At 43.1% G+C, this 23,970-nt stretch carries 24 protein-coding genes, 1 pseudogene and 2 riboswitches; of the genes and pseudogenes, 14 read left to right on the forward strand and 11 right to left on the reverse strand.

Annotated elements, in window-relative coordinates; genetic code table 11:
* Positions 1-87: 87 nt before the first annotated feature.
* Positions 88-1,047, reverse strand: a complete 960-nt coding sequence (gene isp, locus CDO84_RS06200) for a serine protease Isp (RefSeq protein ID WP_014479598.1) — start codon at positions 1,045-1,047, stop codon at positions 88-90.
* A 222-nt stretch (positions 1,048-1,269) separates the two neighbouring features.
* Between isp and rsbRB the strand changes: the two genes are divergently transcribed.
* Positions 1,270-2,103, forward strand: coding sequence for an RsbT co-antagonist RsbRB (gene rsbRB / locus CDO84_RS06205; RefSeq protein WP_003232560.1), 834 nt, complete (start codon positions 1,270-1,272; stop codon positions 2,101-2,103).
* 30 nt (positions 2,104-2,133) lie between these two features.
* Here rsbRB and thiX read toward each other — a convergent pair whose 3' ends face one another.
* Genes thiX through thiU form a run of 4 tightly spaced genes read right to left on the reverse strand, consistent with a single transcriptional unit; the run spans position 2,134 to position 5,706 of the window.
* Positions 2,134-2,898 carry an HMP/thiamine ABC transporter permease ThiX gene (gene thiX, locus CDO84_RS06210; RefSeq protein WP_040083334.1) on the reverse strand — a complete coding sequence of 255 codons (765 nt, stop codon included), beginning with the start codon at positions 2,896-2,898 and terminating at the stop codon, positions 2,134-2,136.
* Positions 2,873-4,516 carry an ABC transporter ATP-binding protein gene (locus CDO84_RS06215; RefSeq protein ID WP_040083333.1) on the reverse strand — a complete coding sequence of 548 codons (1,644 nt, stop codon included), beginning with the start codon at positions 4,514-4,516 and terminating at the stop codon, positions 2,873-2,875. Before CDO84_RS06215 ends, thiX begins: the two co-directional genes overlap by 26 nt.
* Entirely contained in the window at positions 4,503-5,102 is a 600-nt protein-coding gene (locus CDO84_RS06220; protein WP_014663711.1) for an ECF transporter S component, read from the reverse strand. Before CDO84_RS06220 ends, CDO84_RS06215 begins: the two co-directional genes overlap by 14 nt.
* Position 5,103: 1 nt before the next feature.
* The gene (thiU, locus tag CDO84_RS06225; RefSeq protein WP_040083332.1) at positions 5,104-5,706 is read right to left on the reverse strand and encodes an HMP/thiamine ABC transporter substrate-binding protein ThiU; all 603 of its coding nucleotides are present in this window, start codon (positions 5,704-5,706) and stop codon (positions 5,104-5,106) included.
* 97 nt (positions 5,707-5,803) lie between these two features.
* Positions 5,804-5,916: riboswitch (TPP riboswitch) on the reverse strand.
* 101 nt (positions 5,917-6,017) lie between these two features.
* Here thiU and ykoG point away from each other — a divergent pair.
* The 7 genes from ykoG to mgtE all read left to right on the forward strand — a co-directional run bounded on the left by ykoG (position 6,018) and on the right by mgtE (position 11,431).
* Entirely contained in the window at positions 6,018-6,704 is a 687-nt protein-coding gene (gene ykoG, locus CDO84_RS06230) for a two-component system response regulator YkoG (protein ID WP_040083331.1), read from the forward strand.
* Between the two features lie 3 nt (positions 6,705-6,707).
* Complete coding sequence (ykoH, locus tag CDO84_RS06235; protein ID WP_040083330.1) at positions 6,708-8,072, forward strand: two-component system sensor histidine kinase YkoH; 1,365 nt, start codon at positions 6,708-6,710, stop codon at positions 8,070-8,072.
* Positions 8,069-8,749: a PepSY domain-containing protein gene (locus tag CDO84_RS06240; protein ID WP_040083329.1), complete on the forward strand. Its 681-nt coding sequence runs from the start codon at positions 8,069-8,071 to the stop codon at positions 8,747-8,749. Before ykoH ends, CDO84_RS06240 begins: the two co-directional genes overlap by 4 nt.
* A gap of 91 nt (positions 8,750-8,840) precedes the next feature.
* Positions 8,841-9,353, forward strand: coding sequence for a PepSY domain-containing protein (locus CDO84_RS06245; RefSeq protein ID WP_040083328.1), 513 nt, complete (start codon positions 8,841-8,843; stop codon positions 9,351-9,353).
* 81 nt (positions 9,354-9,434) lie between these two features.
* Complete coding sequence (locus tag CDO84_RS06250) at positions 9,435-9,572, forward strand: transcriptional regulator SplA domain-containing protein (protein ID WP_052438166.1); 138 nt, start codon at positions 9,435-9,437, stop codon at positions 9,570-9,572.
* Between the two features lie 107 nt (positions 9,573-9,679).
* Positions 9,680-9,845, forward strand: a riboswitch (M-box (ykoK) riboswitch).
* Positions 9,846-9,935: 90 nt separating this feature from the next.
* A complete protein-coding gene (locus tag CDO84_RS21815) occupies positions 9,936-10,058 on the forward strand; it encodes a hypothetical protein (RefSeq protein WP_041521309.1) in 123 nt (40 codons plus the stop codon).
* Between the two features lie 17 nt (positions 10,059-10,075).
* Entirely contained in the window at positions 10,076-11,431 is a 1,356-nt protein-coding gene (mgtE, locus tag CDO84_RS06255; RefSeq protein WP_014663717.1) for a magnesium transporter, read from the forward strand.
* Positions 11,432-11,473: 42 nt separating this feature from the next.
* On the opposite strand, the gene tnrA is transcribed toward mgtE, so the two are convergent.
* Positions 11,474-11,806 (reverse strand): MerR family transcriptional regulator, encoded by a 333-nt coding sequence (gene tnrA, locus CDO84_RS06260; protein WP_003232541.1) that lies wholly within the window; start codon positions 11,804-11,806, stop codon positions 11,474-11,476.
* A gap of 193 nt (positions 11,807-11,999) precedes the next feature.
* Here tnrA and CDO84_RS06265 point away from each other — a divergent pair, with 193 nt between their 5' ends.
* From CDO84_RS06265 to CDO84_RS06275, 3 genes are all read left to right on the forward strand, one after another.
* On the forward strand, positions 12,000-12,155 hold the full coding sequence (locus CDO84_RS06265; protein ID WP_052438165.1) for a hypothetical protein: 156 nt from the start codon (positions 12,000-12,002) through the stop codon (positions 12,153-12,155).
* Between the two features lie 87 nt (positions 12,156-12,242).
* Positions 12,243-12,425 (forward strand): stress response protein YkoL, encoded by a 183-nt coding sequence (ykoL, locus tag CDO84_RS06270; protein ID WP_014663719.1) that lies wholly within the window; start codon positions 12,243-12,245, stop codon positions 12,423-12,425.
* Between the two features lie 132 nt (positions 12,426-12,557).
* Entirely contained in the window at positions 12,558-13,022 is a 465-nt protein-coding gene (locus CDO84_RS06275) for a MarR family winged helix-turn-helix transcriptional regulator (protein ID WP_003232536.1), read from the forward strand.
* A gap of 5 nt (positions 13,023-13,027) precedes the next feature.
* Here the strand turns inward: CDO84_RS06275 and CDO84_RS06280 are convergent.
* A pseudogene (locus tag CDO84_RS06280) lies at positions 13,028-14,157 on the reverse strand (MGDG synthase family glycosyltransferase).
* Between the two features lie 91 nt (positions 14,158-14,248).
* Here CDO84_RS06280 and CDO84_RS06285 point away from each other — a divergent pair.
* The gene (locus CDO84_RS06285; protein ID WP_040083805.1) at positions 14,249-14,800 is read left to right on the forward strand and encodes a YkoP family protein; all 552 of its coding nucleotides are present in this window, start codon (positions 14,249-14,251) and stop codon (positions 14,798-14,800) included.
* A gap of 27 nt (positions 14,801-14,827) precedes the next feature.
* Here CDO84_RS06285 and CDO84_RS06290 read toward each other — a convergent pair whose 3' ends face one another.
* A complete protein-coding gene (locus CDO84_RS06290) occupies positions 14,828-15,640 on the reverse strand; it encodes a metallophosphoesterase (protein ID WP_040083326.1) in 813 nt (270 codons plus the stop codon).
* Positions 15,641-15,832: 192 nt separating this feature from the next.
* Between CDO84_RS06290 and CDO84_RS06295 the strand changes: the two genes are divergently transcribed.
* On the forward strand, positions 15,833-17,527 hold the full coding sequence (locus CDO84_RS06295) for a DUF6044 family protein (protein ID WP_040083325.1): 1,695 nt from the start codon (positions 15,833-15,835) through the stop codon (positions 17,525-17,527).
* Positions 17,528-17,539: 12 nt separating this feature from the next.
* On the forward strand, positions 17,540-18,553 hold the full coding sequence (locus CDO84_RS06300; RefSeq protein WP_040083324.1) for a glycosyltransferase family 2 protein: 1,014 nt from the start codon (positions 17,540-17,542) through the stop codon (positions 18,551-18,553).
* Between the two features lie 19 nt (positions 18,554-18,572).
* On the opposite strand, the gene CDO84_RS06305 is transcribed toward CDO84_RS06300, so the two are convergent.
* From CDO84_RS06305 to CDO84_RS06315, 3 genes are all read right to left on the reverse strand, one after another.
* The gene (locus tag CDO84_RS06305; protein ID WP_040083323.1) at positions 18,573-20,411 is read right to left on the reverse strand and encodes a DNA ligase D; all 1,839 of its coding nucleotides are present in this window, start codon (positions 20,409-20,411) and stop codon (positions 18,573-18,575) included.
* A 3-nt stretch (positions 20,412-20,414) separates the two neighbouring features.
* Positions 20,415-21,299: a non-homologous end joining protein Ku gene (gene ku, locus CDO84_RS06310; RefSeq protein WP_040083322.1), complete on the reverse strand. Its 885-nt coding sequence runs from the start codon at positions 21,297-21,299 to the stop codon at positions 20,415-20,417.
* Between the two features lie 88 nt (positions 21,300-21,387).
* Positions 21,388-23,796, reverse strand: coding sequence for an EAL domain-containing protein (locus CDO84_RS06315; RefSeq protein WP_040083321.1), 2,409 nt, complete (start codon positions 23,794-23,796; stop codon positions 21,388-21,390).
* Between the last annotated feature and the right edge of the window lie 174 nt (positions 23,797-23,970).

Consider the following 23,970-nt stretch of genomic DNA (forward strand, 5'->3'; position numbering starts at 1 on the left):
TCTTAACAGTAATTCAAATTCATTGTCAACATAGAATTTGAAATTTTATTTACATGATTTGGGGCTTATTATATAAGAAAAATAATTTTATAGGGTCAACAAATGTGATTGCTCTGCTTTTTCTGCGAGCTCATCAGGAGCTGTTAAATACAGGAATCCATTGCCTGCCAGCGTTTTTGCAATGTCAAGAGGAAGTGTCCTGCGGATTAGCTGTGCGAAAACTTCAGATTCTGAAAGCTTTCTTTGAAATGATTCTTCTTCATAGCTTTTGATTAAAGCAAGCGCACCGCTGACATGAGGGGCAGCCATTGAAGTGCCGGTAAGCTTACCGTACTTCTTGTTGGGAAGAGTGGATAAGATGTTTTCTCCTGGTGCTACAAGGTCAATCTCTTTATTCGCGTTAGAAAATTCTGATAATTCTCGCGCTACAGAAACAGATCCAACTGCAATCACTTCATTATAAGCCGCAGGGTAGGAAAGCTCTTCTGTGCGTTCGTCGCCGTCACCCTCATTTCCCGCTGCACACACGACAAGCACTCCGTTTTTGACCGCGTTTTTCACGGCTTCTTCCAGCTCCGGCACATCACTTGGTCCGCCAAGGGACATTGAGATGATATCGACTTTCTGTTCCACCGCGTAGTTAATGCCATTGATGATCCATTCGTATTGTCCGCTGCCGTTCTCGCCGCCAAGAACCTTCACAATCAATAGGCTTGCCTCAGGCGCGACTCCGGCAATGCCTCCGTTTGAATCATTAGCTGCGATCGTTCCGGCGACGTGTGTGCCGTGTCCGTTGTAGTCGGAAATCGCATCTTCCTTGCCACCATCGTCATCCGTAAAGTTCTTCCCGCCGATGATTTGATTTTTTAAATCAGGGTGGCTCGTGTCGCAGCCCGTGTCCAATACAGCAACTTTAATATTTTTGCCTTTTACCCCTTTTGCCCACATTTCTGGCGCCTTAATCACTTTAATACCCTCAGGAAGCTCGTTTACATCCATGATCTGCTCATTCGTCACATACGGGATCAAGCGGATTTCACCATTCATAAAAAAGCCCTCCTTTTTTATGCTTTCAAGTGGATTCAAGGGTGTTGCCTCATATTATATGAAAAAAACAACCGATCGGACAGAGCCATTTGAAGCATTTTGAAAAAATAGGATACACACCAAAGAATTAGTAATTTTCAAAATATTGGATGGCTTCAGCGTGTATGACTGGGATTTAGCTGGCAGTCAAGTTATAATGGTGTTGGGGAAAGGAGCAGTGTGATGAAACTGAATGAAAAATTATATGCGTTTTTTTCAGAACATGTGGAGCAAATGGCCGAGGAATGGATAGAAACGATGGAGGAAAGTGATCCGAATTCGCTTTACGCCTTACATAATGCAACAGTAACGGAAGAATTGAAAGAGCAGGACAGAGAATTTTACCGGCATCTGAATTACATGTATGTTTTACCGGAAAAACAATTTCTCGAAGAATTTCAAGAGTGGGTCATTGAGCTGACGAATGATCAAAAGCATCTCGACACACCGGTTCAGTATGTCATTCGAGAGTTTATGAGAAACCGGAGATTATATACGAAGTATTTTGAGAAGTTCGCAGAAGAAAATGAGTCAGCATTTGAACCGGGAGAGAAGCAAAAATGGGCTGATTTGATTGTAAAAGTATTTGATTTCACCATTTATACATTCGTTGATCACGCTGAAATGAATGCTAAGCAGCAATTAAACGCCCAGAGAGAAATGATATTGGAATTAAGCTCACCCGTCATTACCCTTAGCAAATCAACAGCTCTGCTGCCGCTTGTCGGTGACATCGATACCGAACGGGCCAAGTTTATTCTGGAAAACACGCTTCAGGCTTGTGCAAAAAGACGCGTGGAGCATCTGTTAATCGATCTGTCAGGTGTTGTGGTAGTGGATACGATGGTGGCGCACCAGATTTTTAAATTGATTGAGGCGCTTAATCTGATCGGTGTCCGGTCAACCCTGTCAGGAATCAGGCCTGAGATTGCGCAAACCGCTGTACAGCTGGGAATTGATTTTTCAAATATCACCATTAAAACCAATCTTGCCCAAGCATTAAACTATCATCAATAAAAAAATCCGCTATCTCAGATAGCGGATTTTTTATGATGCGAAACATAAAGATACGAGAAAAGATCCCGCGAATAATAAGAGAACGAGGCAAAAGAACACCCAGTCGCGCCGGTTCACGCTCAATTTCCTATAATATGTCCGGTTTCTGCTTCCTGTAAAACCTTTCGATTCCATCGCAAGCGCTGTCCGTTCCGCTTTTCTGATGGCGCTTGCCAATAGCGGTATGGTATATCGTTTTAACGCACTGATTTTCTTAATGATGCCGTTCTCCGCCGCTCCTCCTCTGATTTTATGAGCCTGCTGAATCAGCTGGATCTCATCCTTTAACAGCGGAAGAAAGCGAAAGCCTGCAATGACACCGTACGCGAGCTTTGGTGAGAGCCTGCACTGCTGGACAAGGCTCAGCATAAATAAAATCGGATCGGTTGTAAAAACAAACATCATCGATAAGGCGGAAAAGCATAAAATACGAAACCCAAGGGAGATGCCGACAGACACATTATCGCTGTTAATGGAGATAGGGCCTGCTTGAAACAAAAAATTATCCGGTGTTGTCGGCACCTTTCCAAAAACGGCGGCTGTCCATACGCATCCGAATGCTAAAATCAAAAACGGAATTGTAAACAACAACCATTTTTTCAATGGGATTCCGGCCGCCAATAGAACACCCGCAACGATGATGATATAAAAACACGCCGGAGTGTAAGGGTTGTAAATAAACGACAGCATGACAACACAACAAAAAACCGCCGCCGCTTTTACAGTTGGATTAATGAGATGTAACGGCTGCTTCATCGCGCACCTCCTCTTGATATGCCATCCATTCATATAGAAGGGGAAGGGTGAGCTTTGCTTTTTGGGCAAGCCCTGTTTCTTGAGAAAACAACTGCACTGGAGATCCATCAAAGGCCAAGCCTGTATTGTGAAGCACAAGCACGCTGTCAGCATACGAAGAGACTAGCTCCATATCGTGTGTAACCATGAGGACAGCGGTTCCCTCTGCCTTAATGCGCTGAATCATTTCCATACATTCAGCCGCCGTGCGGGCGTCCTGGCCAAAGGTTGGTTCGTCTAATAATAAAACCTTTACGTCGTGCATGAGCATGGTAGCAACGCTCAGTCGCCGTTTTTGCCCTTGGCTGACCGCAAACGGATGATGATCAGCCAAATGGGCAAGATCGAAACGATACAGCAGGTGTTGCGCTTTTTTCTCAGTTTCAGCATTTACCTTCTGGCCGAACAGCAGCTCATCATACACCGTATCGGTGACGAATTGATGCTCAGGGTTTTGAAAAACAAATCCCATTCGTTTACGCAATTCTTTTTCCTTATATTGCTGCAGCGGCTGATCATAGAGAAGGATTTTGCCGCTTTGCGGTTTCATAAGACGGGCCAGAACAGATAAGAGCGTCGATTTTCCAGTGCCGTTCGGGCCGACAAGCGCCGTCAAAGAGCCTTCGCGCAATGAAAAGCTGATGTCTTCGAAAATCGTTTGTTGTCCTCTCGCGAACGAAAGGCTGCGGACTTCGAGCACACTCTTTCCAGAAGGAGTTTCCTTCTTTTCGGCACGCCCGGCAGGAAAGGGCTCTCTGAACAGCGTTTCTTTTGATAAAGTAAACGGCATACTCAGCTTTTCCTGCAGATGGCAGACCTTTGGAATTGCGATGCCCAATTTCTTTAGTGTCTCCGCTTCGTGCTGAAATAGATCTTTCGTCAGGCCATCCAGCGCTTTTTGGCCTGATTTATCGAGCACGATCGTCCTCTCAATCCAAGGCGCCCATTCATCAAGCTGATGCTCAATGACGAGGAGGCTGAAACCTTTTTCCCGCTGAAGATCTTTCATCAGATGAACGAATTCCCGCGCTGAGAAAGGGTCTAATAGAGAAGTCGGCTCATCTAAAATAATAAGCTCAGGCTCCATCGCCAAAATACAGGCGAGAGCCACTTTCTGCTTTTGTCCTCCTGAAAGGGTGGATATCGTTTTTTCTTTTAAATGGGTAATACGTAATTTTTCTAATACGGCATTGATTTTTTCTGTCATTTCTTCTTTTGTAATCTGCAGATTTTCCAGCCCGAAAGCGATTTCGTCCTCCACCGTCAGCATGCAGAACTGCTGATCAGGATCCTGAAAAACGACCCCGGCATGCTGAGCAATCGTTTCGGTGGTTTCAACGTTTGTGACCGGCTTTTGAAATAGAAAGACATGTCCGGACTGAATGCCGTCGCAAGCCTCCGGATATAGACCGTTTAAACAAAGGGCGAGCGAGCTTTTACCGCACCCGCTGGGGCCTAGCAATAAAACACATTCTCCTTTTTGAAGCTCAAACGAAATATTTTGAAAAACCGGTTTTTCGTCTTCTTCATAAGAGAAGCTGAGCTGGTCAACTGTCAGAAGCTCGTCAAAGGCTTGCATGTTCTGACGCCCGCTTCCGTTTCTTTTTCAGTTCCTTTCCGAGTGCCATTCCGTTTAACACACCTGTATAAGCGAGAGAGTCGCTGACGGCTTTTCCGAGAAGCCCCGCCAAGAGCGCACCGGAAATGAGGCGGATCACAAGCATAATGAGCAGATAACCTGATGAATAGGCTGCATAGCCAGAAACAAAGAGATCGTAGATAAAGCTGGCTACTGAAGATCCCATTCCGGCCAGCATAAGGACAGGGAGAGAGTATGCTTTCCAGCGTGTTGCAAGGAATACAGCTTCAGCCCCGAGTCCTTGAACAATGCCGATGACGATGACCATCGGGCCAGACGGATTTCCCAGCAGGCACTCAACGAGAGCGGCAATGATTTCAGAAACGAGCGCCGCACCCGGTTTTCGAATGATGTATGCGGCGATGACCGAAACGATAAACCAAATGCCGTAAATCGGTTCATAGGCAATTGGCCCAAACATACCTGCAAGCACGTTTCCGAAATGTGTAAATAATAAATAAACAACGGCAAATACGATACTGATAACGGACATGATGACAATTTCTTTTACTTTCCAGCTTTTCATGTTATCCCTGCTTTCTGTTTTTTCTTGATGGGCTGTTAGCCGAAAGATTCACAGTCATGGTGATGTGGTTTGTTTGCTGCTCAGCCATGCGGAAAACGGCTTCCAATGTTCTGAATACGTCATGGGCATCCCCGTCAAGCTCGCTCGCGTAATGGACACCCTGTACAAAAGTACCTTGGGCTTTTGCGATGTCGACAGCCTTCATAATCAATCCCATATAATCCGGCTCATTCATTGGATAAAGCGCAAATTGGCACGGCGCTTCCGCGTTCAAGCCTCGGACAGCATCTTCATTGACACGCTTATTGTCTTTGGAAATATATGTATCTCCCTGAGTGTCGCCCGGGCACCCAATGGAAAACGTGCCGCTCATGACGATGTGTGTCTCGCTGTTTGCTGCATAAAGGTAAATGGCTTTTGCGGCATCGAATACATGATCAATCGATCCGCGTAACACCGTGCTGATATGGTCGGTTTTCGTCCAAACCTTGGACGTATCTGTTTTTTTCAGCGCAGACTTGATCACACTGATAAAATCATCCGTCATCGGATATAAAGAGAAGCGAAAACCGGCGATTCTGCTTGTACCGCACATATGCTCCATTTCTAAAAGCCTCCTGTTTTTTGGATAAAATAAAAAACTGCATATCCTAAGGGAATATGCAGTCATAGATCGATTAAGCGCACAAAAAAATACACCATTCGGTCAACCTGCACTTCCCCACGCTGGTATTATCCAGATCGGGTCATAAGGGATCAAAACGCGATTCTCCCGCGTTTTATCTCAGCCAAAACAGCACCCCTAGTGCTTTCCGTATACAATTTTTTATTTTGACATCATAATAGATGATAAGAATCATTTTGTAAACAACGAAATCATTTTTTTCATATAGGGACAGGAGAGGATGATCACATTTGGACAAAGGACACATATTAATTGTGGAAGATGAAGAAAAAATCGCCAGGGTTCTGCAGCTTGAATTGGAATATGAAGGATACGGCGTGACCATTAAACACAATGGAACAGAAGGCCTGAATGCGGCCGCGGAAGGCGGGTATTCCTTGGTGCTTCTTGATGTCATGCTGCCGGGGCTTAGCGGACTGGAAGTGCTGCGCCGCTTGAGAAAAACGGATCAACAGACACCGGTCATTTTATTAACGGCGCGAGACAGCATTCCTGATAAGGTAACAGGTCTGGATATCGGTGCGAATGACTATGTCACCAAGCCGTTTGAAATCGAGGAATTACTTGCGAGAATCAGGGCGGCGCTGCGTCAAAATGGAACAAAAACGGAAGAAATCGGCACCTTTCTTACATATGACGATATACGGGTGAACGAAAAAACCCGTGAAGTGAGACGCGGAGACAAAGAGGTGGAATTAACGCCGCGGGAATTTGATTTGCTCGTCTATATGCTAAAGCATCCGCAGCAAGTGCTGACACGGGAGCAAATTCTAAGCGCGGTATGGGGATTTGATTATATCGGTGATACAAATGTCGTAGACGTCTACATAAGATACATCAGAAAAAAACTGGACTATCCTTACGAAAAACAGCTGATCCATACGATTCGCGGGGTCGGCTATGCCATTAAGGGGTAAACGATGAAGCTGAAGACCAAGATTCATCTGTACACATCAATATCACTGTTAATTTTATTAATTTTGGTTCATACCGCAGTATATCTCATTTTTTCGTCTGCGCTGACATCAAAGGATGCTGCCCGGCTTGCTGATGAGACGGATAACATGGCCGAAGCGCTGCATGCTGCTGAAACAGAAGGAGTGGCTATGCAGGATATGCTGCAGGCCTACCTGCCGGCAAATGGCATGGTGCGTGTAGTGAATGGTAATCAAAAAGCCGTCATGACGATCACAAAAGAAAAAGCGTATAAAGATTTTCCCCTCTCTTTTCACAGCGGGGAAATGGCAGATGTGAGGAAACATGACGGCAAGCTGTTTGCTGAGGCTGCAATTCCGGTGATTTGGACCGATGGACAAGTGGTTTCTCTTCAATTGGTGGAAAGGCAGGAGAATACAGAAGAGAGCCTGTTTCTGTTGAAAATCATCTTAATCGCTGCAAGTGCCGCTGTCTGCATCGCTTCTTTTTTTGCCGGCAGCTTGCTCGCCCGCCGTATTATCAATCCGATCAGACGATTAATGATGACCATGAGAGACATACAGCGAGAGAAAGCATTCAAAACGATTTCTTTAGAAGGACAGTCGCACGATGAATTGTATCAAATGGGGCTGACATTTAATGAGATGGCGATGATGCTGAAAGAGCACTACGATAAACAGCAGCAATTCGTTCAAGATGCTTCACACGAATTAAAAACTCCGCTCACCATTATAGAAAGTTACAGCAGCCTGATGAAGCGATGGGGGGCAAAAAAGCCGGAAGTGCTTGAGGAATCGATAGAAGCCATTCACTCAGAAGCGGTGCATATGAAGAAACTGGCCAATCAGCTTTTGGCGCTGGCCAAAAGCCATCAAGGACTCGAGGTTGATCTGAAAACAATCGATTTGATTGAAGTGTCGCGCGCCGTCACGCAAACGCTCCAGCCTGTCTATCAGCGCGACATTTTACTCGAAACAGATAAAGAGAGCCTGCCTGTAACAGCTGATGAAGAACGCATCAAGCAGCTGCTGACCATTTTGCTCGATAATGCCATAAAGTATAGTGAAAAAGCCATTGTGATATCAGCCGGAACGAAGGATGGACAGCCGTTTCTGTCAGTAAGGGATGAAGGTATCGGGATACCTGAGGAACATATCCCGCATTTGTTCGAACGGTTCTACCGGGCAGATGAGGCACGGAACAGAAAAACCGGCGGAACGGGTTTAGGCCTTTCCATTGCCAAGCAAATCGCCGATGAGCATGGCATTGAGCTGTCTGTCAAAAGCAAGCCGGGACAAGGAACAGCTGTCACCATGCAATTCAGCGAACAGAATGGGGGAGGCCGATGAACAAACCAATAAAAGCAGTATCTTTTGCTGCAGTAGCAGTTTTAGCCTTTACCATCTGTACGTTTCTCATCATTCGGCAAACCCACGAGGACGTACTGTCAAAGGAGGCTGTCATAAAAAAAGTCGAAGCCTCTTATGAAGGCAAGGTCACGAAATCAACACAGTCAAAGGATAAAAAAACATATGAGATGACCCTTGAAAATCCCAAGGGAACTTATTTTATAAAAGCTGACGCAACATCAGCTGACATTCTTTCAATGAATAGAGTAAAAGCGATGAATCCATCTGTTATGACAGAAAAAGAAGCCGAGCATCTCGCGCTTAAGCGGGTGCCGGGTACGGTCAAAAAACGAACACACAAGAATCGCGTTGCCACATATATCATTCAAAAAGAAGGCGGAAAAACATACGAAGTGAAGGTAGATATGCAGGCAAAAACAGTCTTGTCTGCCGATCAAATCAGCAATAAAGATCAACAAAAAACACCGATTACGAAAAAAGAAGCCAAAATAATTGCAGAGCGAGAAACGGGCGGGACAGCGGATGACGCAGATCTCGAAGAAAGTGAGGGCACTCTCATCTTTGAAGTGGATGTTGATCTTCCTGATGATAAAGAAGCGACAGTGAAGATCAATGCCTACACAGGAAAGGTAGCTAACATTGTCTATGAAGACTAAAGGTTTCTCATCAAATTCTCATCTTGCTCTCGTTTTCCTTTCATGTTGAGTGTGTAAACTGTACGCATACAAAACAAAGGAGGACTCACAAATGCTCAAGAAAAGATGGATGGTCGGGCTTTTAGCAGGGTGCCTAGCGGCTGGAGGATTCAGCTACAACGCGTTTGCCAAAGAAAACAATGGAAACAGTCAGCCTTCTTCTAAGGCGGGTGCGCTCACTGAACAACAAGCAGAATCAATTGCTAAAAAAGTTGTTGATGGCAACGTAGAAGACATTGACAGAGAGCTTTACAATGGAAAAGAAGTCTATGAAGTGGAGATTGAAAAAGAAGGTGAAGACTACGACGTTTATGTAGATATTCATACAAAACAAGCGCTTAATGACCCGTTAAAGGAGAAAGCAGAACAAGTTGCCATAACAAAAGAAGAAGCGGAAGAAATTGCTTTAAGGCGAACAGATGGAACCGTAACAGAAAGTAAGCTGAACGAAGATGACGGTGCTTACATCTATGAAATTGAAATCCAAACGAAACAAGGAACTGAGACAGAATTTGAAATTTCCGCAAAGGATGGCCGCATGATCAAAACTGAGATAGACGACTAATCAAACCCCCGCTGCAGCGGGGGTTTTTCATGATAAGAAACCCTTTTTGGGACAATCTAAGTAGAAAAGGAGGCGAAACGCATGGAAAAGAAAGAGGAGCAATACATCAATCAGGCTGAATATGTCCCTCATCCGACGAAGGATGGAGAGTACGCCTTATTTCTTCATGAAACGTATCATTTGCTTTCTGAAGATGACGAGACACAAACAACAGAATAAGGGCTTAGGCCCTTGTTTTGTTCCGTAATTGTGATGTAAGCGCATTTATTAATTTTTTGAGTTGACACAGCTTGTTTTTTTCTGTAATCTCAGTGTGTCAATTCAATTAGGAACTTCGTTAGGTGAGGCTCCTGTATGGAGATACGCTGCTGCCCAAAAATGTCCAAAGACGCCAATGGGTCAACAGAAATCATCGACATAAGGTGATTTTTAATGCAGCTGGATGATTGTCCTATGCCATACAGTGCTAAAGCTCTACGATTGAAGGCGCCCGCACGCTTTTTTGCCGTGCTTCTTTCACCTTCAATCCTGAAGGCTTTTTTTATGCCTTTAAAACGAACCCAATCAAAGGAGGTGCGGAGTATGGATTCTCCCCATTCGAGTCAATCTGAAGAAGTACCCATATACTATGACAACAAGGCAATTGATTACACGATGAGGAGACGAACTGCCGCACCTTCTGGCGAGGCCGGCACGTCTCCGTAGAGGAGGTACGAGTCCCGATGGTTCAAAACATGACCTATGACGAACTCATTTTACGCATCATTATTTTATTGCGAGACGGGAAAATCAGGGATTTCAGAAGCGTTATTGATGAGCTTCAGCCCTATGACATGGCGTTTATTTTTAAAGAAATGCCGGAAAAACACCGCGCCCGCTATTTATCTTATTTAACTGTAGACGATATCACTGATATGATCGGGGAGCTGGAACGCGAATTTCAGCTTGCCGTCTTAAATAAAGTCGGAAAAACAAAAGCAACACTGGCGATGAACAAAATGGACAACGATGACCTCGCACAATTGCTTGAAGAAATGGATGAAGAACTGAAGGAGCAGCTTTTGTCCAGCATGGAAGCGTCAGAGTCAAAAGCTGTACAGCTCTTGATGAATTATCCGGCTGACTCAGCGGGACGCATGATGACAAACCGATATGTGTGGATTCCTCAGCATTATACGGTTAAAGACGCGGTCGTCAAACTGAAAAGCTTCGCTGAAATCGCTGAATCGATCAACTACTTATATGTTATTAATGAAAGCAAACAGCTGGTTGGGGTTCTTTCCTACCGCGATTTGATCCTGGGTGAACCTGAAGAAAAGGTGCAGGATTTAATGTTTACCCGCGTCATATCAGCAGATGCTCTTCAGGACCAGGAAGAAGTTGCCCGCCTGATTGAACGTTACGATTTCTTGGCAATACCGGTTGTAGAAGAAAACAACGTGCTTGTCGGCATTGTGACGGTCGATGATATTATCGACGTCGTTATTCGGGAAGCTGATGAGGATTACGAAAAATTCGCCGCTTCCGGTAAAGACATCACCTTTGACACAAAAGCTTACGTGGCGGCATACCGGCGCCTGCCATGGCTGATTTTACTCTTGTTTATCGGGCTGATTTCAGGAAGCATTATCAGCTATTTTGAAGATGCGCTGAAACAGGTTGTCGCGCTTGCGTTTTTCATGCCGATGGTGTCAGGGATGACAGGAAATACGGGAACACAATCTCTCGCGGTTGTCATCAGAGGTTTGTCTAAAGAAGAAATGAACAAAAAAACGATTGTGCGCCTGATCTTCCGGGAGTTCAGAACAAGTATTTTTATCGGAGCGGTTTGTTCTGTGCTAATCGCGATTGTCTCCATCATATGGCAGGGGAATGCGCTTTTGGGATTTGTTGTCGCTTCTTCACTGTTTTTAACCTTAATCATCGGCACCATGTCAGGTACGATTATCCCTATTATTTTGCACAAACTGAAAGTAGACCCGGCGATTGCTTCTGGACCGCTGATTACAACGTTAAACGATATTTTATCTTTATTAATCTACTTTGGCATTGCCACTGCATTCATACACTCATTATAAATATAAAAAGTCCGTCTCAACTGCGAGCCGGACTTTTATCATTTAACGGTTTTTGTACCGAAAGTGAGCATTAAGCTGCCCCTCCAGCATTTTTTTCCGCACTTGCGGATCGTTTTTTAACATCTGTTCTTTTTTGCGCATATCCTTTAAAATCTCTGCCGTCTGTACGCCGTCTTCGCGCTTATTGGCGATATCCATCAGACGCTCCACATCGGCAAAGGAGTATTTTCTTGTCCCCCTTGAAGAACGCTGCGGGTAAATGAGTTTTCGTTCCTCATAATACCTGATCTGTCTTACGGACAATCCTGTCAATTCACTCACAATTCCGATTGAAATCACTTTTTTGTCTTTATAAGAATGATCTTCTGTGGTCATTTTTCCACCCCTGGATGTCTTTTGATAATAGTATATAAAAAACAAAGAGAAAAAACCTGACGCTTGTCATATTTTCTAACATCAAATAGCAGATTTTTGAAAAAATGCGGAAGAAAAATTAACAAGAATAATGCGTAACATACAAGCGCGTTTTATCCTTTATGTAACGAACAAACGAGGAGGAAGGATAATCATGGAGGAAGAAAAAGCGGTCTCACTGGCAAAAGAAATTATCGAGTTGGATATCAAGCGTGATGAAATGCTGGAGACGTTTATGCAGCTTGCCGGAGAACAGGCTTTTCAATTATTAAGATCCGTTCAAAACGGACGGTACCGTAAATCTTCGTAAACATAAATTCTTTACATTAGATTCATACCACGTTCATTTAAATAGAGTATCTTTTGTATAGGATACCTCAAAATGAAGGAGGACGCTATGAGTAATTTATTGAAAACCGCTTTAGAAAAAGAACGAAGTCATTATTCTGAAAAACTCTATCAAATTGGGGTTTATAATAAAGAGGTCATGAACAAAATGACGATTTCTGAGCTTCGGAAAGAATATGCTTATTTCTTTCGAAGCATTACAAATCACAGAAATTATCCTTATACAAGATAATGTATAAGGATTTTTTTGCTTTTAGAAGGAATTTCTCGAATTATAGCGAATACGTATAGTAAGGGACTGAACTCTTATTATATGTAAGGGTTTTCATTATTTTTTTATAAAAATCCTATATACGAGGTAGATATGATGAGATTATCGTTTAACGAAGAAGAAGTTGAGCGTGCGATGAATTTGTACAGAGTTTTTGCAAGGGCTTTCAAAAGTGTGTCCGAACATAGTATCCGTGATAGCAAAGAGCACGGTTTTAATCCCACTGAATTTGCTGTACTGGAGCTCCTGTACACAAGAGGCCCGCAAAAATTGCAGCAAATTGGGTCGAGACTTCTGCTTGTAAGCGGAAACGTCACATATGTTATTGACAAACTAGAAAGAAACGGGTTTTTAGTAAGGGAGCAGGACCCGAAAGATAAACGCTCCGTTTACGCGCATTTAACTGACAAGGGAAATGAGTATTTGGATAAAATTTATCCGATTCATGCTCTGCGTATTGCGAGAGCGTTTTCAGGCCTTTCGCCTGATGAACAGGACCAGTTGATCGTCCTGCTCAAGAAAGCGGGCATACACAGCCAGCATTTGCTGTTTCGTTAACGACTCTACACTCTCTGTTTCAGGAGAGTGTTTTTTTGTGTCATAGGATTCTTTTTAAAACATCTTCAATCTTCCTATCAGACATTTCTTCAAGATATTCATTGACGTGTGTTTGATATTTCTTCATCAGTTCACTTGATTGAAAAAATACCGCAAAACGTTCTTCTGCTTTTTGTACATCCCAGTTTCTCATATCTATGACAAGCTTCCTTTCTTTTAAAAGGTTCAAATTCATTTCCTCCTGTCCAGGCAGTGCATGATAAATAAATACGGGGAGCCGCTTCTGTAAGCATTCACTGATGGTCACGCCTCCGGGTTTTGTCATGATGCCTGCCGCCTGTTCGTACAAACGGTTCATCTCTGCTTTGCTGTGAAGGTAAGGAATCGCTTCAATTAAAGGGTGGTGTAAACTTTTGACATAGCAGTAGAGCTTTTCGTTTCTGCCGCATAATATTTTGTATAAGATCTTACCGCCTGGCGACAGTTTCTGCACCCATTTTAACATTCCCCCAACTCCCATACTGCCTCCTGTGATGATGATGGTATATGGCGGATAATGCTGACAGGCATCTGCTGATCCCATTTCAAACATTCGGTGAACGGGTATGCCGGTCAAGTATATGTTTTTCTGATCGATCCCCTCTGATATAAGCTGCTTCTTTACTTCGGTGCTCGGAACAAAATGGTAATCAATGTTCTTCCGTCCCCATAATTGATTCACGAAAAAATCAGTGTATACATTCACAACCGTCAGATTCGGATATTCAGGCTTTAGCCGGTTCAGCAGATAAGAAGGCAGCGCATGTGTGCAGAAGGCGAAATCAGGCTGTTTTTCTTGGAGGATGTGCCTCATTTGCTGTGTGAACAGCAATTCGTACATGGAATAGCGTTTGTCATGCTGATATTCTCCGCAGGCGAGCAGCCGGTAAATGCCGCTGTACGTTTTCGGGAAGTATTGAATCCATTTTAAATAAGCCGCGGAGGACAGTTTTTCTAACCGCCTATATGCATGTGAAAAGATATCAATGTTCTCAGCTGCAAGCCCCTGAGACTCCAATTCAGCCTGCAATGCATCAGCGACATGATGATGACCGGTGGAAATGCTTAAAAAAGGAAAAATGAGAATGTTTTTCATGACAGTCCTCCCAAAAAAATATGGCAACTATATTTTGGGGAGAACGCTCACAAAATATAAGGGTGTTTTTGATCATAAGGAAGGTGAAAAGATGAAAACCTGTTTCCTTTCCATTTGGAAAATGCTTGACCCGATTTATTTCTTTTTTTCTAGGCTAAGCTTGATTGACAAAGAGCAAAAAAGCGTTTTTCGAGTCAGGCTGACGAAGTATAAAGGACATCATGTCGTGCTGAGCGACGGAACGCATATTAAAAAAAATGATGTGCTCGTTAAAATCCATCTGCACAATATTAAGCTGATAAGAGAACTGCAAAGCATTGAGAGTACGGTCAGAAAAGGAATCATTATTTATCAGAAAGTATATCAATCAATGCCGCTTCTTCTTGACTATATCAACAATCATAAAAAAAGCGAGAAAATCAAAGGAATCATTGGGATTACGATGCTTGACAAAGGTGTAAAAAGGCTCGGCTTTGATGTGATCACCCCGGTGAACCCTTTTTACAGATGCTTTAAAAAAATGTCCCATGTGCCGATTTTATATTTGACTTCAAAGCCTGTGAGCTTGCGGCATTTACCGAATTCATCCTATTTGTTGATCTCAAAAGAAAAGCTGCAGAAAACCTATCAAAAAAAAGACTGATGCCTCGGTCAGCACAGTCTTTTTTGCTTAAATCTGATGAAATGTCACTTCAGGGCGGCTTCCGACACGGATATTTACGCCGGTTTGTCCCAAGCCTTCGCTGATATAAAATGGCTTATCGTGATGATAATGAAGACCTTTAATCATGTTCATGCGCACGAGTTTGCCCATTTTCACCAAATGATACGGTTTTGGCCAATGGATTTGCCCGCCGTGAAAATGGCCTGACAGCAGGTAATCATAATGAACATCTTTCATATCCAGAATAATATTTGGGTCATGTGTTAGTACAAGATGATAGCCGTTTTCCAAACTTTGATAAGAGCCGGTGATATTACTGCGATTCGTACTGTAATCATCAATGCCGATAATATTGATTGGCCCTGCAGCCGTCTCGATTCGAACATGTTCATTTTGAAGCGTGATACAGCCGTTTTCCTCTAAAACACGCTTCAGCCTCTGAAAGTCTCTTTCTTTCAATACATAATCGTGATTACCGAACACCGCGTACATTCCATATGCAGGCTTCAGCTTTTGCAAGGCGTTCAAGTAACCTGCCAGCTTCGGAATATTACGTTTCCGATCAAGAAAATCCCCGGTAAGAGCAATGATGTCCACAGGCTGATCTTTTGTTAAAAGATACAGCTCCTCAGGTGAGACTGAAATGTTTTCCAAGTGAAGATCTGATAAATGAAGGATATTTAATTTTTTTCTGGCTGGAAGGCCGTCTTTTTGATCGATTGAAATGGTGTTGACTTTCACATCTTTTGTATTGCGGTTCGCTTTATATAGAAATGGCACAAATACGAGTATGGCCAATGAAAGTAAGATTGTAAACAAAATATATCCCCTCCCTGCTATCAGTATAGTAAGTGATCAAGCACTATGGATAGCGGGAATTAATGGGTAGAGACAGGCTGAAAAACGGATTGTCATATGATGAATGATTTGGAAGGGAAAAGGGATAATAAATTTTGACACATGAGGCAGAACATGCCGACGGAGTCAGAATAACAAATGGATGTGTAAGCAATGTTACGGTTGATGAGACAACAAAAAAAAGAAACATATTATCTCTGGATCGCATTATTTATCCTTTTGCTGTATGTATCCCCGCTTTTTATTTTAAAGGAAGATGCCCATATCCGAGTCCACGATAATTTAGATTCCAACATCGCGTGGTACAAGGTTCTTGCCGATAGCGGAGAAATCGTCGGCAAGGTTGACGCTGCCATTCCGCAAATCATTAACGGGCTGCCACGGGATGCCTTTGGCACCGAGTGGAGCGGCATTGTTTGGCTTCATGCTTTCTTTTCTTCCATGACTGCCTATGCAATAAGCCAAACGGTTACAAGAGTTGTCGCTTTTTATGGAATGTATGTGCTGCTGAAGAAACATGTGATCCCAGAGCCAAAAGCGGCTTTCATCCGAATTGGCGTATCGCTTGCATTTGCCTTAACACCTTTCTGGCCTTCGGGAATGCTAAGTACGCTTGGGTACCCTTTGGCACTGTGGGCTTTTTTAAATATCCGAAAAGGGGATATCTCATGGAGAGAATGGCTGACGCTCGGACTGCTCCCTTTATATTCAAGCTTTGTGTTAGGCTTCTTCTTTTTCCTGGCAGGAATGGCGTGTTTTTGGCTGTATGATGCCATTACAAAAAGAAGATGGAATCTGATTTTTTTAGGCAGTATTGCATTTATGACGAGTATCTATCTTTTCGTTGAATATCGGCTTGTCTATTCGATGCTGTTTGAGCACGCACCGATGCATCGGATTGAATTTATCTCATCCAGGCATGACGTTTGGCATTCTCTTCGACTATCCGTAAAAAACTTTGTCTATGGCCATAATCATGTGATGACCGTTCATACCGTTGTCATCCTTCCGATTCTGCTGCTCGTATTTGCTGCTGTGCTGTTCAAACGAAATCGGACAAAGCCAGAAAATGTTTATCTGTTTTTATGTGTGCTTAATTATGGACTGTCATTATGGTATGCGTTTTGGTTCAACAAAATTTGGGCAGTGCCTAAGCAGACATTTGCCTTTTTAGCAGAATTTAATTTTGCCCGATTTCATTTTCTGCGACCGCTTGTTATATACGTGAGCTTTGCGCTTGCTTTATATCTTATTTGGCGGATGGGGAAAGGGTGGAAATGGCTTGTGTACGCTGCGGTCGCTGCACAGCTGATGGTGCTGGCGCCTTTTAATGAAGAGTATACGTATGGTGTTCATTACAACGCGCCGACATTCAGGGAATTTTATGCATCCGAGCAATTCAACGAGATTAAGGAATTTATCGGACGCCCGCAAGATTCGTACAGGGTGGCGAGCATCGGCCTGCATCCGTCAATCGCCCAATATAACGGGTTTTATACGTTAGATACGTATAACAATCTATATCCGCTTTCTTATAAATATGAATTTAGGAAAATCATCGAAAAAGAGCTGGAAAAAAACACTCGGCTGAAACAATATTTTGATGAGTGGGGCAGCCGCTGCTACCTTTTTGTCGATGAACTCGGTAAACGATACGATTTCAAAAAGAACTCGAAGAAAACGATTAACAATCTTCAATTAAATACAGATGTATTTAAAAAAATGGGCGGACGGTACATTTTTTCTTCAGTTCCGATCATGAATGCTGAACAAAACCATCTTGCGCTTGTCAAGACGTTTGACCATAAGAATTCCGCTTGGCGCATTTATTTATATGAAACAAGATAAGGAGGATATCGATTGAAACAGCCACAGCCAGTATTAACCATCGTCGTCCCGTGTTTCAATGAAGAGGAAGTGTTTCAAGAAACAAGCCGTCAGCTGACAGAGGTTGTAGACGATTTAATTGAAGAGAAATTAATTGCTGAAAACAGTAAAATTCTATTCGTCGATGATGGCAGCAAAGACCGCACTTGGTCTTTGATTGCCATGGAGAGCATAAGAAACAAGAAGGTTACCGGTTTAAAATTAGCCTGCAATGTCGGCCACCAAAAAGCGCTTTTAGCCGGACTCCATAAAGCGAAGAATAGGTCAGACTGTGTCATTTCGATTGATGCTGATCTTCAGGACGACATCTCTGTGATCCGGGATTTTATGCTGAAATATCATGAAGGCTGCGAGATCGTTTACGGTGTCCGCCGGAGCAGAAAAACCGATACCTTTTTCAAACGCACGACCGCATTAGGATTTTATCGCCTCATGAATAAGCTTGGAATTAAATTAATTTATAATCATGCTGATTTTCGTTTAATGAATAAAAGATCCCTTGAAGAGCTTGAGCGTTATCCAGAAGCGAATTTGTTTTTAAGAGGCATTGTTCCCATGATCGGCTTTAAGTCAGCCGAAGTGTTGTATGACCGCAAGGAACGCTTTGCAGGCAAAACGAAATATCCGCTGAAAAAAATGCTGTCATTCGCTTTTAACGGGATTACATCATTCAGTGTCGCACCAATTCGATTCTTTACGCTTTTGGGATTTGTTTTATTTTTTCTCAGCGCTGTGGCAGGAATTGGCGCGTTTATTCAAAAGCTGCTCGGCCATACGAATGCAGGCTGGGCGTCTCTCATCATTTCCATTTGGTTTTTGGGTGGGCTGCAATTGATGGGAATTGGGATTATCGGAGAGTATATCGGGACGATATTTTCCGAAGTGAAAAGACGCCCGAAATACGCGATTGATATCGATTTATATAATGAGCCGCTGAGCCCGCTTCAGCGCCAGGAAAAAGAGCGATTAGAGAAAAAGTACAGTTAAACGGAAAGAGCTGACTTCATTAGTCAGCTCTTTTTTTCAACTGATGTAAAATAGCGCTAAGAGGTTCGTCCTGCGGGTTGCGGTAAAAATCAAAAAATGGGCAGCCCTTCTTCTTAATTCGATCAATGACGGTATCAATTGTAAACAGAGCGGGTGTTAAAGATGATTGGACTTCATGCCAGTAAAGCGGTGCTGCGACAGTCCCAAGCTCATTTCCTCTCGTCGAATAGGGACAGATAATCGTTTTTCCTTCTGCATGCTGCAAATAATCAAGATACAATTTGCCGTGCCTGTTTTTAATCAAGCGTTCAGTGGTAAATAGCTCGGGAAATGCATTGGTGCAGTACTCGGCAATCAGCTGTGTAAATTGGCGTGTTTCTTCATACGTGAAAGCCTCAAAAGACAAGGGAATATAAAGCTGGATGCCTTTGTTGCCGGACAGCTTCGGGTACGAAGTAATGCCAAAGGAGTCAAACAGCCGCTTTAGTTCATTTGCAGCCTGAACGGCCATAATAAAGTCCTCTCGCGAAGGCGGGTCTAAATCAATGACAATCTCAGCCGGACGCCTGCTTTTAATGGTTTGAAAAGGGACGTGAAACTCCAAAGCAAGCTGGTTGCAAAGCCATAATAATGTAGACATATCCTCGCAGACAATATGCTCATGGCTTCCGTCATAGAAGGATTGAACAAAATCCGGCGCATAGTCCGGCTTGTTTTTTTGGAAAAATGATTCGCTCCTAGCTCCATGCGGATAGCGAATGACGGTGACAGCACGGTTTTTCAGAAATGGAAACAGGTAGTCACTGACTTCAATCATATACTGAATAAAATCTTCTTTTGTTTTTTTATTCTTTTCAAATATGATTTTATCCAGGCTTGTGAACTGAAGCTTTGGGTGAACCGGTTTGGAGTGGCGTATGACTTGCGCATACGTGCATTCGGTCCAGTCCATTTGGAATTCGAAACCGACAAACGATACCTCTCTTAGTGTGCCTTGAAGAATCGTTAAGTATTGAACAGTTGCACAAATAGAAGGTTCAAGCGTAAATTCGCCAGAAGGTGCTTGATGTCCGTGCTGTTCCATAATCTCTCGTATCGCGCTTTTTTCCTCATCACGCATTCCGTGCGAGACAGAGGCAATCGGTGTCATGATCCCGTTTTTTAATACGGACACCGTCAGAAACCCATTGTTAGGGTTGAAGCCTGTTATGCAAACATGTGCTTGTTTAAAGTTTTTATATTTGAGCCAATCGGACGACCGCTTCTTTCCAAGCCATTTGCTGTTTGTTTTTTTCGCTACAATTCCTTCTCCGTCATATTTCATTACCATTTCCCAGAGTTGATCAAAATGATCGTAACAGGGGATATATTGGATGGTTTCCTTTGCGTAAGGGTCTGGAGACGCAGGAAGCTTTGCTGCGGACATGAGGTCATACAGCGATTTTTTACGGTCCAAATACGAAAGAAGCGATACATCTTCTCCGTTTCTCTCTAATAAGTCAAAAGCGAGAAAGCAGCACGGCCTCTCGTTTGCCGATTCCTGAATCTTGTCTGGCCTTTTTAAACGTCCCCGTACTTGAAGATGTTCAAAATCTGCTCGACAAGGATTCACCAAACATACGATTTCTCCATCAAGTGTCAGCGGAAGTTCTTTTTCCATAGGCTGAAAGACACTTTTGGCGAATTGTGTAATTTCAGGGAAGGTGCTGTTGAGCTCCACACCATTTCTGCTGGTTAAGGTCACACCTGAAGAATGGATGCGAAGAATACATCGGTACCCGTCATATTTAACTTCGTAACGCCATTCTTCTCCGATTGGCGGTGACGAAGTAAGGACCGGCTGCATGGTTAACGCCATGGACTATGACGTGCCGGAGGCTTTTTTTCTAGTCGTTTTCCGTTTTTTATCTCCGGCTCCTTTCGGTTCAGCGGCTTGTGCAGGTGCGGCAGCCGGTGTCTCGGGGTTCGGTCTTCTGGTTCTGTCGATGCTGGCTTGCAGTGCGCTTACCAGGTCAATGACATCTTCACGCGGTGGCGCTTTATCAGGAGTGACGGCTGTCTCTTTATTTTCAAGCTTGTCATTGACTCTTTGCAGCAGAGCCTGACGATACGTGTCCTCATATTTTTCAGGTTTAAACTCAGCAGTCAGTTCATCTATTAATGTGATAGCGGTTTGCAGTTCCTTATCATTTACATTCGATTGATCAGGTACACCTGGGACATGAGCGGCGCTTCTGACCTCATCCGGATAATGGATGGACTCCATGACGATACAATTTTCATAAACGCGGAGAATCGCCAGTTGCTGCTTTGACCTGATTGTCATATTGGCGATACCAATCTTTCCGGTTGAACGCAGCGCCTCACGCAGCAGGGTATAGGCTTTCGTCCCGTTATCCCCGGGGCCGACGAAGTAGGAGCGGTTAAAATAAATCGGATCAATTTCCTGAAGCTGAACAAAGTCAACAATCTCAACCGCTTTCTCCTCATGCTCCTGCTTTAAGCTTTTTAAATCTTCGTCCGTCAGCACTACATATTTTCCTTTTACATATTCATATCCTTTGACAATTTCATCAGGACTAAGTGTTTTTTCGCAATTTGTGCAAACTTTCTCGTATTTGATTGGTGCGTGATCCTCTTTATGGAGGCTGCGCAGCTTAATATCTTTATCTTCTGTGGCCGCATATAGCTTGATGGGGATGTTTACTAATCCGAAACTGATCGATCCCTTCCACATTGTATGCATATCGATAAACCCCTTTTTTTCTTTAGTGTGAAGAGGAGGGGGGCGATTCATGTGTAGTAACTTATGGGTGAAAAAAACAGCCGCGCTATTATTGCGGCGGCTGTTCAATAATGAATTGTTCGATTTGTTCCGGCGGTATTGGCCTGCTGAAAAAGAATCCCTGCAAATGGTCGCAGCCTTTTTCATAAAGGAGCTGCTTTTGTGCTGAATTTTCAACACCTTCGGCAATCACCTGCAAAGACAGCTGATGGCCCATGGCAATAATAGCCCCTGTAATTTGCTCTGATTTACGATGGGTTTGAATATCGTCAATAAATGATTTGTCAATTTTCAGCCTGTGAATCGGAAAGTGCTTCAAATAGCTAAGCGAGCTGTGACCAGTACCGAAATCGTCAATACTGATTCTGATTCCTAATTCCGTTAGCGATGACAAAACCTTTTTGGAGTGATCAAGATTGTCCATTGTCATGCTTTCTGTCACTTCCACTTCAAGAAGGTGCGGAGGAAGCTTGTATTTATTCAGCGTATCCTTGATGAGGGGGATCAGATCTTCGGATTGAAACTGTTTGGCGGAAATATTGATGGCGACAGAAAGATCATAGCCTTTGTCATGCCAAACCCTTGCCTGTTTGCATGCTTCATCTATAATCCACTTTCCGATATCAATAATAAGGCCCGTTTCTTCTGCGACACCGATGAATTCTCCAGGTGGGCACAGCTGCCCGTCGGGTGTGACAAGGCGTATTAATGCTTCTGCCCCTGTCATTTTTTGATTTTTTGCACTGAATTGCGGCTGATAATGTAAAACAAACCTATCGTTTTCAATTGCTTCTCTAAGTACGATCTCTTGATTCAGCTTGACGGTTTCTTTGTTCCCGATTGAAAAAGAAAAGTACCTGTATTTGCTTTTGTTTGGTTCTTTAGCGGCATACATCGCCATATCAGCCTTTTTCATCAATTCAAGGCCATCCGTCCCGTCTTTTGGAGATATTGCAATCCCGATACTGACAGATGTGACTAGAGTGTGCTCTTGGATTTTAAAAGGTTTTTCGAATTTTTGGATAATTTTTCTTGCTAAAACATCTGCCTCGCCAGTTCCTGTATTGGCGTCTGTCAATATAATAATAAATTCATCGCCGCCAAGACGGGCAATAAATCCGTTATCAGGAACTACAGATGACAGGCGCTTAGCTGCAAGCTGAAGCAGTTGATCACCGACATTATGCCCTAATGCATCGTTAATCACTTTAAACCGGTTTAAGTCCAGAAAGAATACAACGGTGTTATAGTGTAAGGTATGCTCGCGATTCAGCACTTCTGTTAGGTGAGAGATGGCATGCCTTCTGTTAGGTAAGTCTGTAAGCGAATCATAATGAGCCATTCTATGGATTTCTTTCTCTGCTCTGTACTGCTTTGTCATGTCTTTGCAAATAACATAAATGCTGTCAAGCTCTTGATTGACCTCAACAGGTATGAGCGTAATATTTAAGTGAAACTGGCCTTTTTCAGTAATCAGATCGCTATCACTGTTCATCGCTTGTTTATCTTTTTTAACTTGCTCAAAAAGGAGCTTAATCTTCTGGGATGTATAATTTCTCCAATCGTGCATGCTGAATCCAAATTTGCTGATCATTTCCTCGCCGGCATGATTTGATGATATAATGTCGCCTTCTAATGACAAAATAAAGATGGCATCAATATTGTGGTTGATTAAAGATTGAAATCTCTGTTCGTTATCCTTTATGCGTTCGCTTTGTTTCATAAACTTTCGGTCTGCATGGGAACTGAATAATAATAATGTTTGTATACAAAAAATAATTAAAGTAACAAAAATTGACCAATGAAACGTATGTACTTCCATATGGCTTCCGGGAGGAGCCGTGTCCTCATGGAAAGTTGCGGCAAGCATTCCTGTATAATGCATGCCCGAAATCCCTAAACCCATTACAAGTGAACTGATGACTTTATAGTACATAAGATGATCAGAATGTTTTTTTACGGCCAAGTCAAAGAATATCTTTAACGAGACGAAAGATGCTGCAATCGCAATGATAATTGAAACTGTAAAAAGAATCGGTTCATATATAATCATTACCCGGGAAATGGCAGACATTCCGATATAGTGCATAGAAGCAATAGATGCGCCAAGCACAACTGATCCGGTAAGCAGTCTGTAAAATGTAAGAATGTTCCGGCTGACAAAATATAATGACACAAATGATCCGGAAACAGATGCACCAATGGATGCCATTAAAGGCATGAATTCATATTCCAGCTGCATCTCCATCTCCATATGGACGGCCATCATCCCTACAAAATGCATTGACCAAATCCCGAATCCCATAATAAGTGAGCCGCCAATCAGCCAAACTTTACTTTTTAAACCCGTATGGATCGTGACTTTCCTTGACAGTTCAAGGGAAATGTACGAGGCGGCACAGGCAATAAGAATAGATAAATATATGAGCGTCGTATTATACGTAACGTGTATTTCCAAATGGAGATTCCTCCCGTATCTGATGTTCCAGTCTTGTTGACTCTCTTTATTATCGGCTGCTTAACTCCAGACTTTCAGCCTTCAAGATGATAGAAATACGAGTGAGAGCTATTTTTAGTTCAGCTGACCGTGAAAAATGTGTTAAAATCATGTTGTCGTTTTCCAAAAAAATAA

The organism is Bacillus sp. MD-5 (assembly GCF_002201875.1).
In the GTDB taxonomy this organism is placed as follows: Bacteria; Bacillota; Bacilli; order Bacillales; family Bacillaceae; genus Bacillus; species Bacillus stercoris.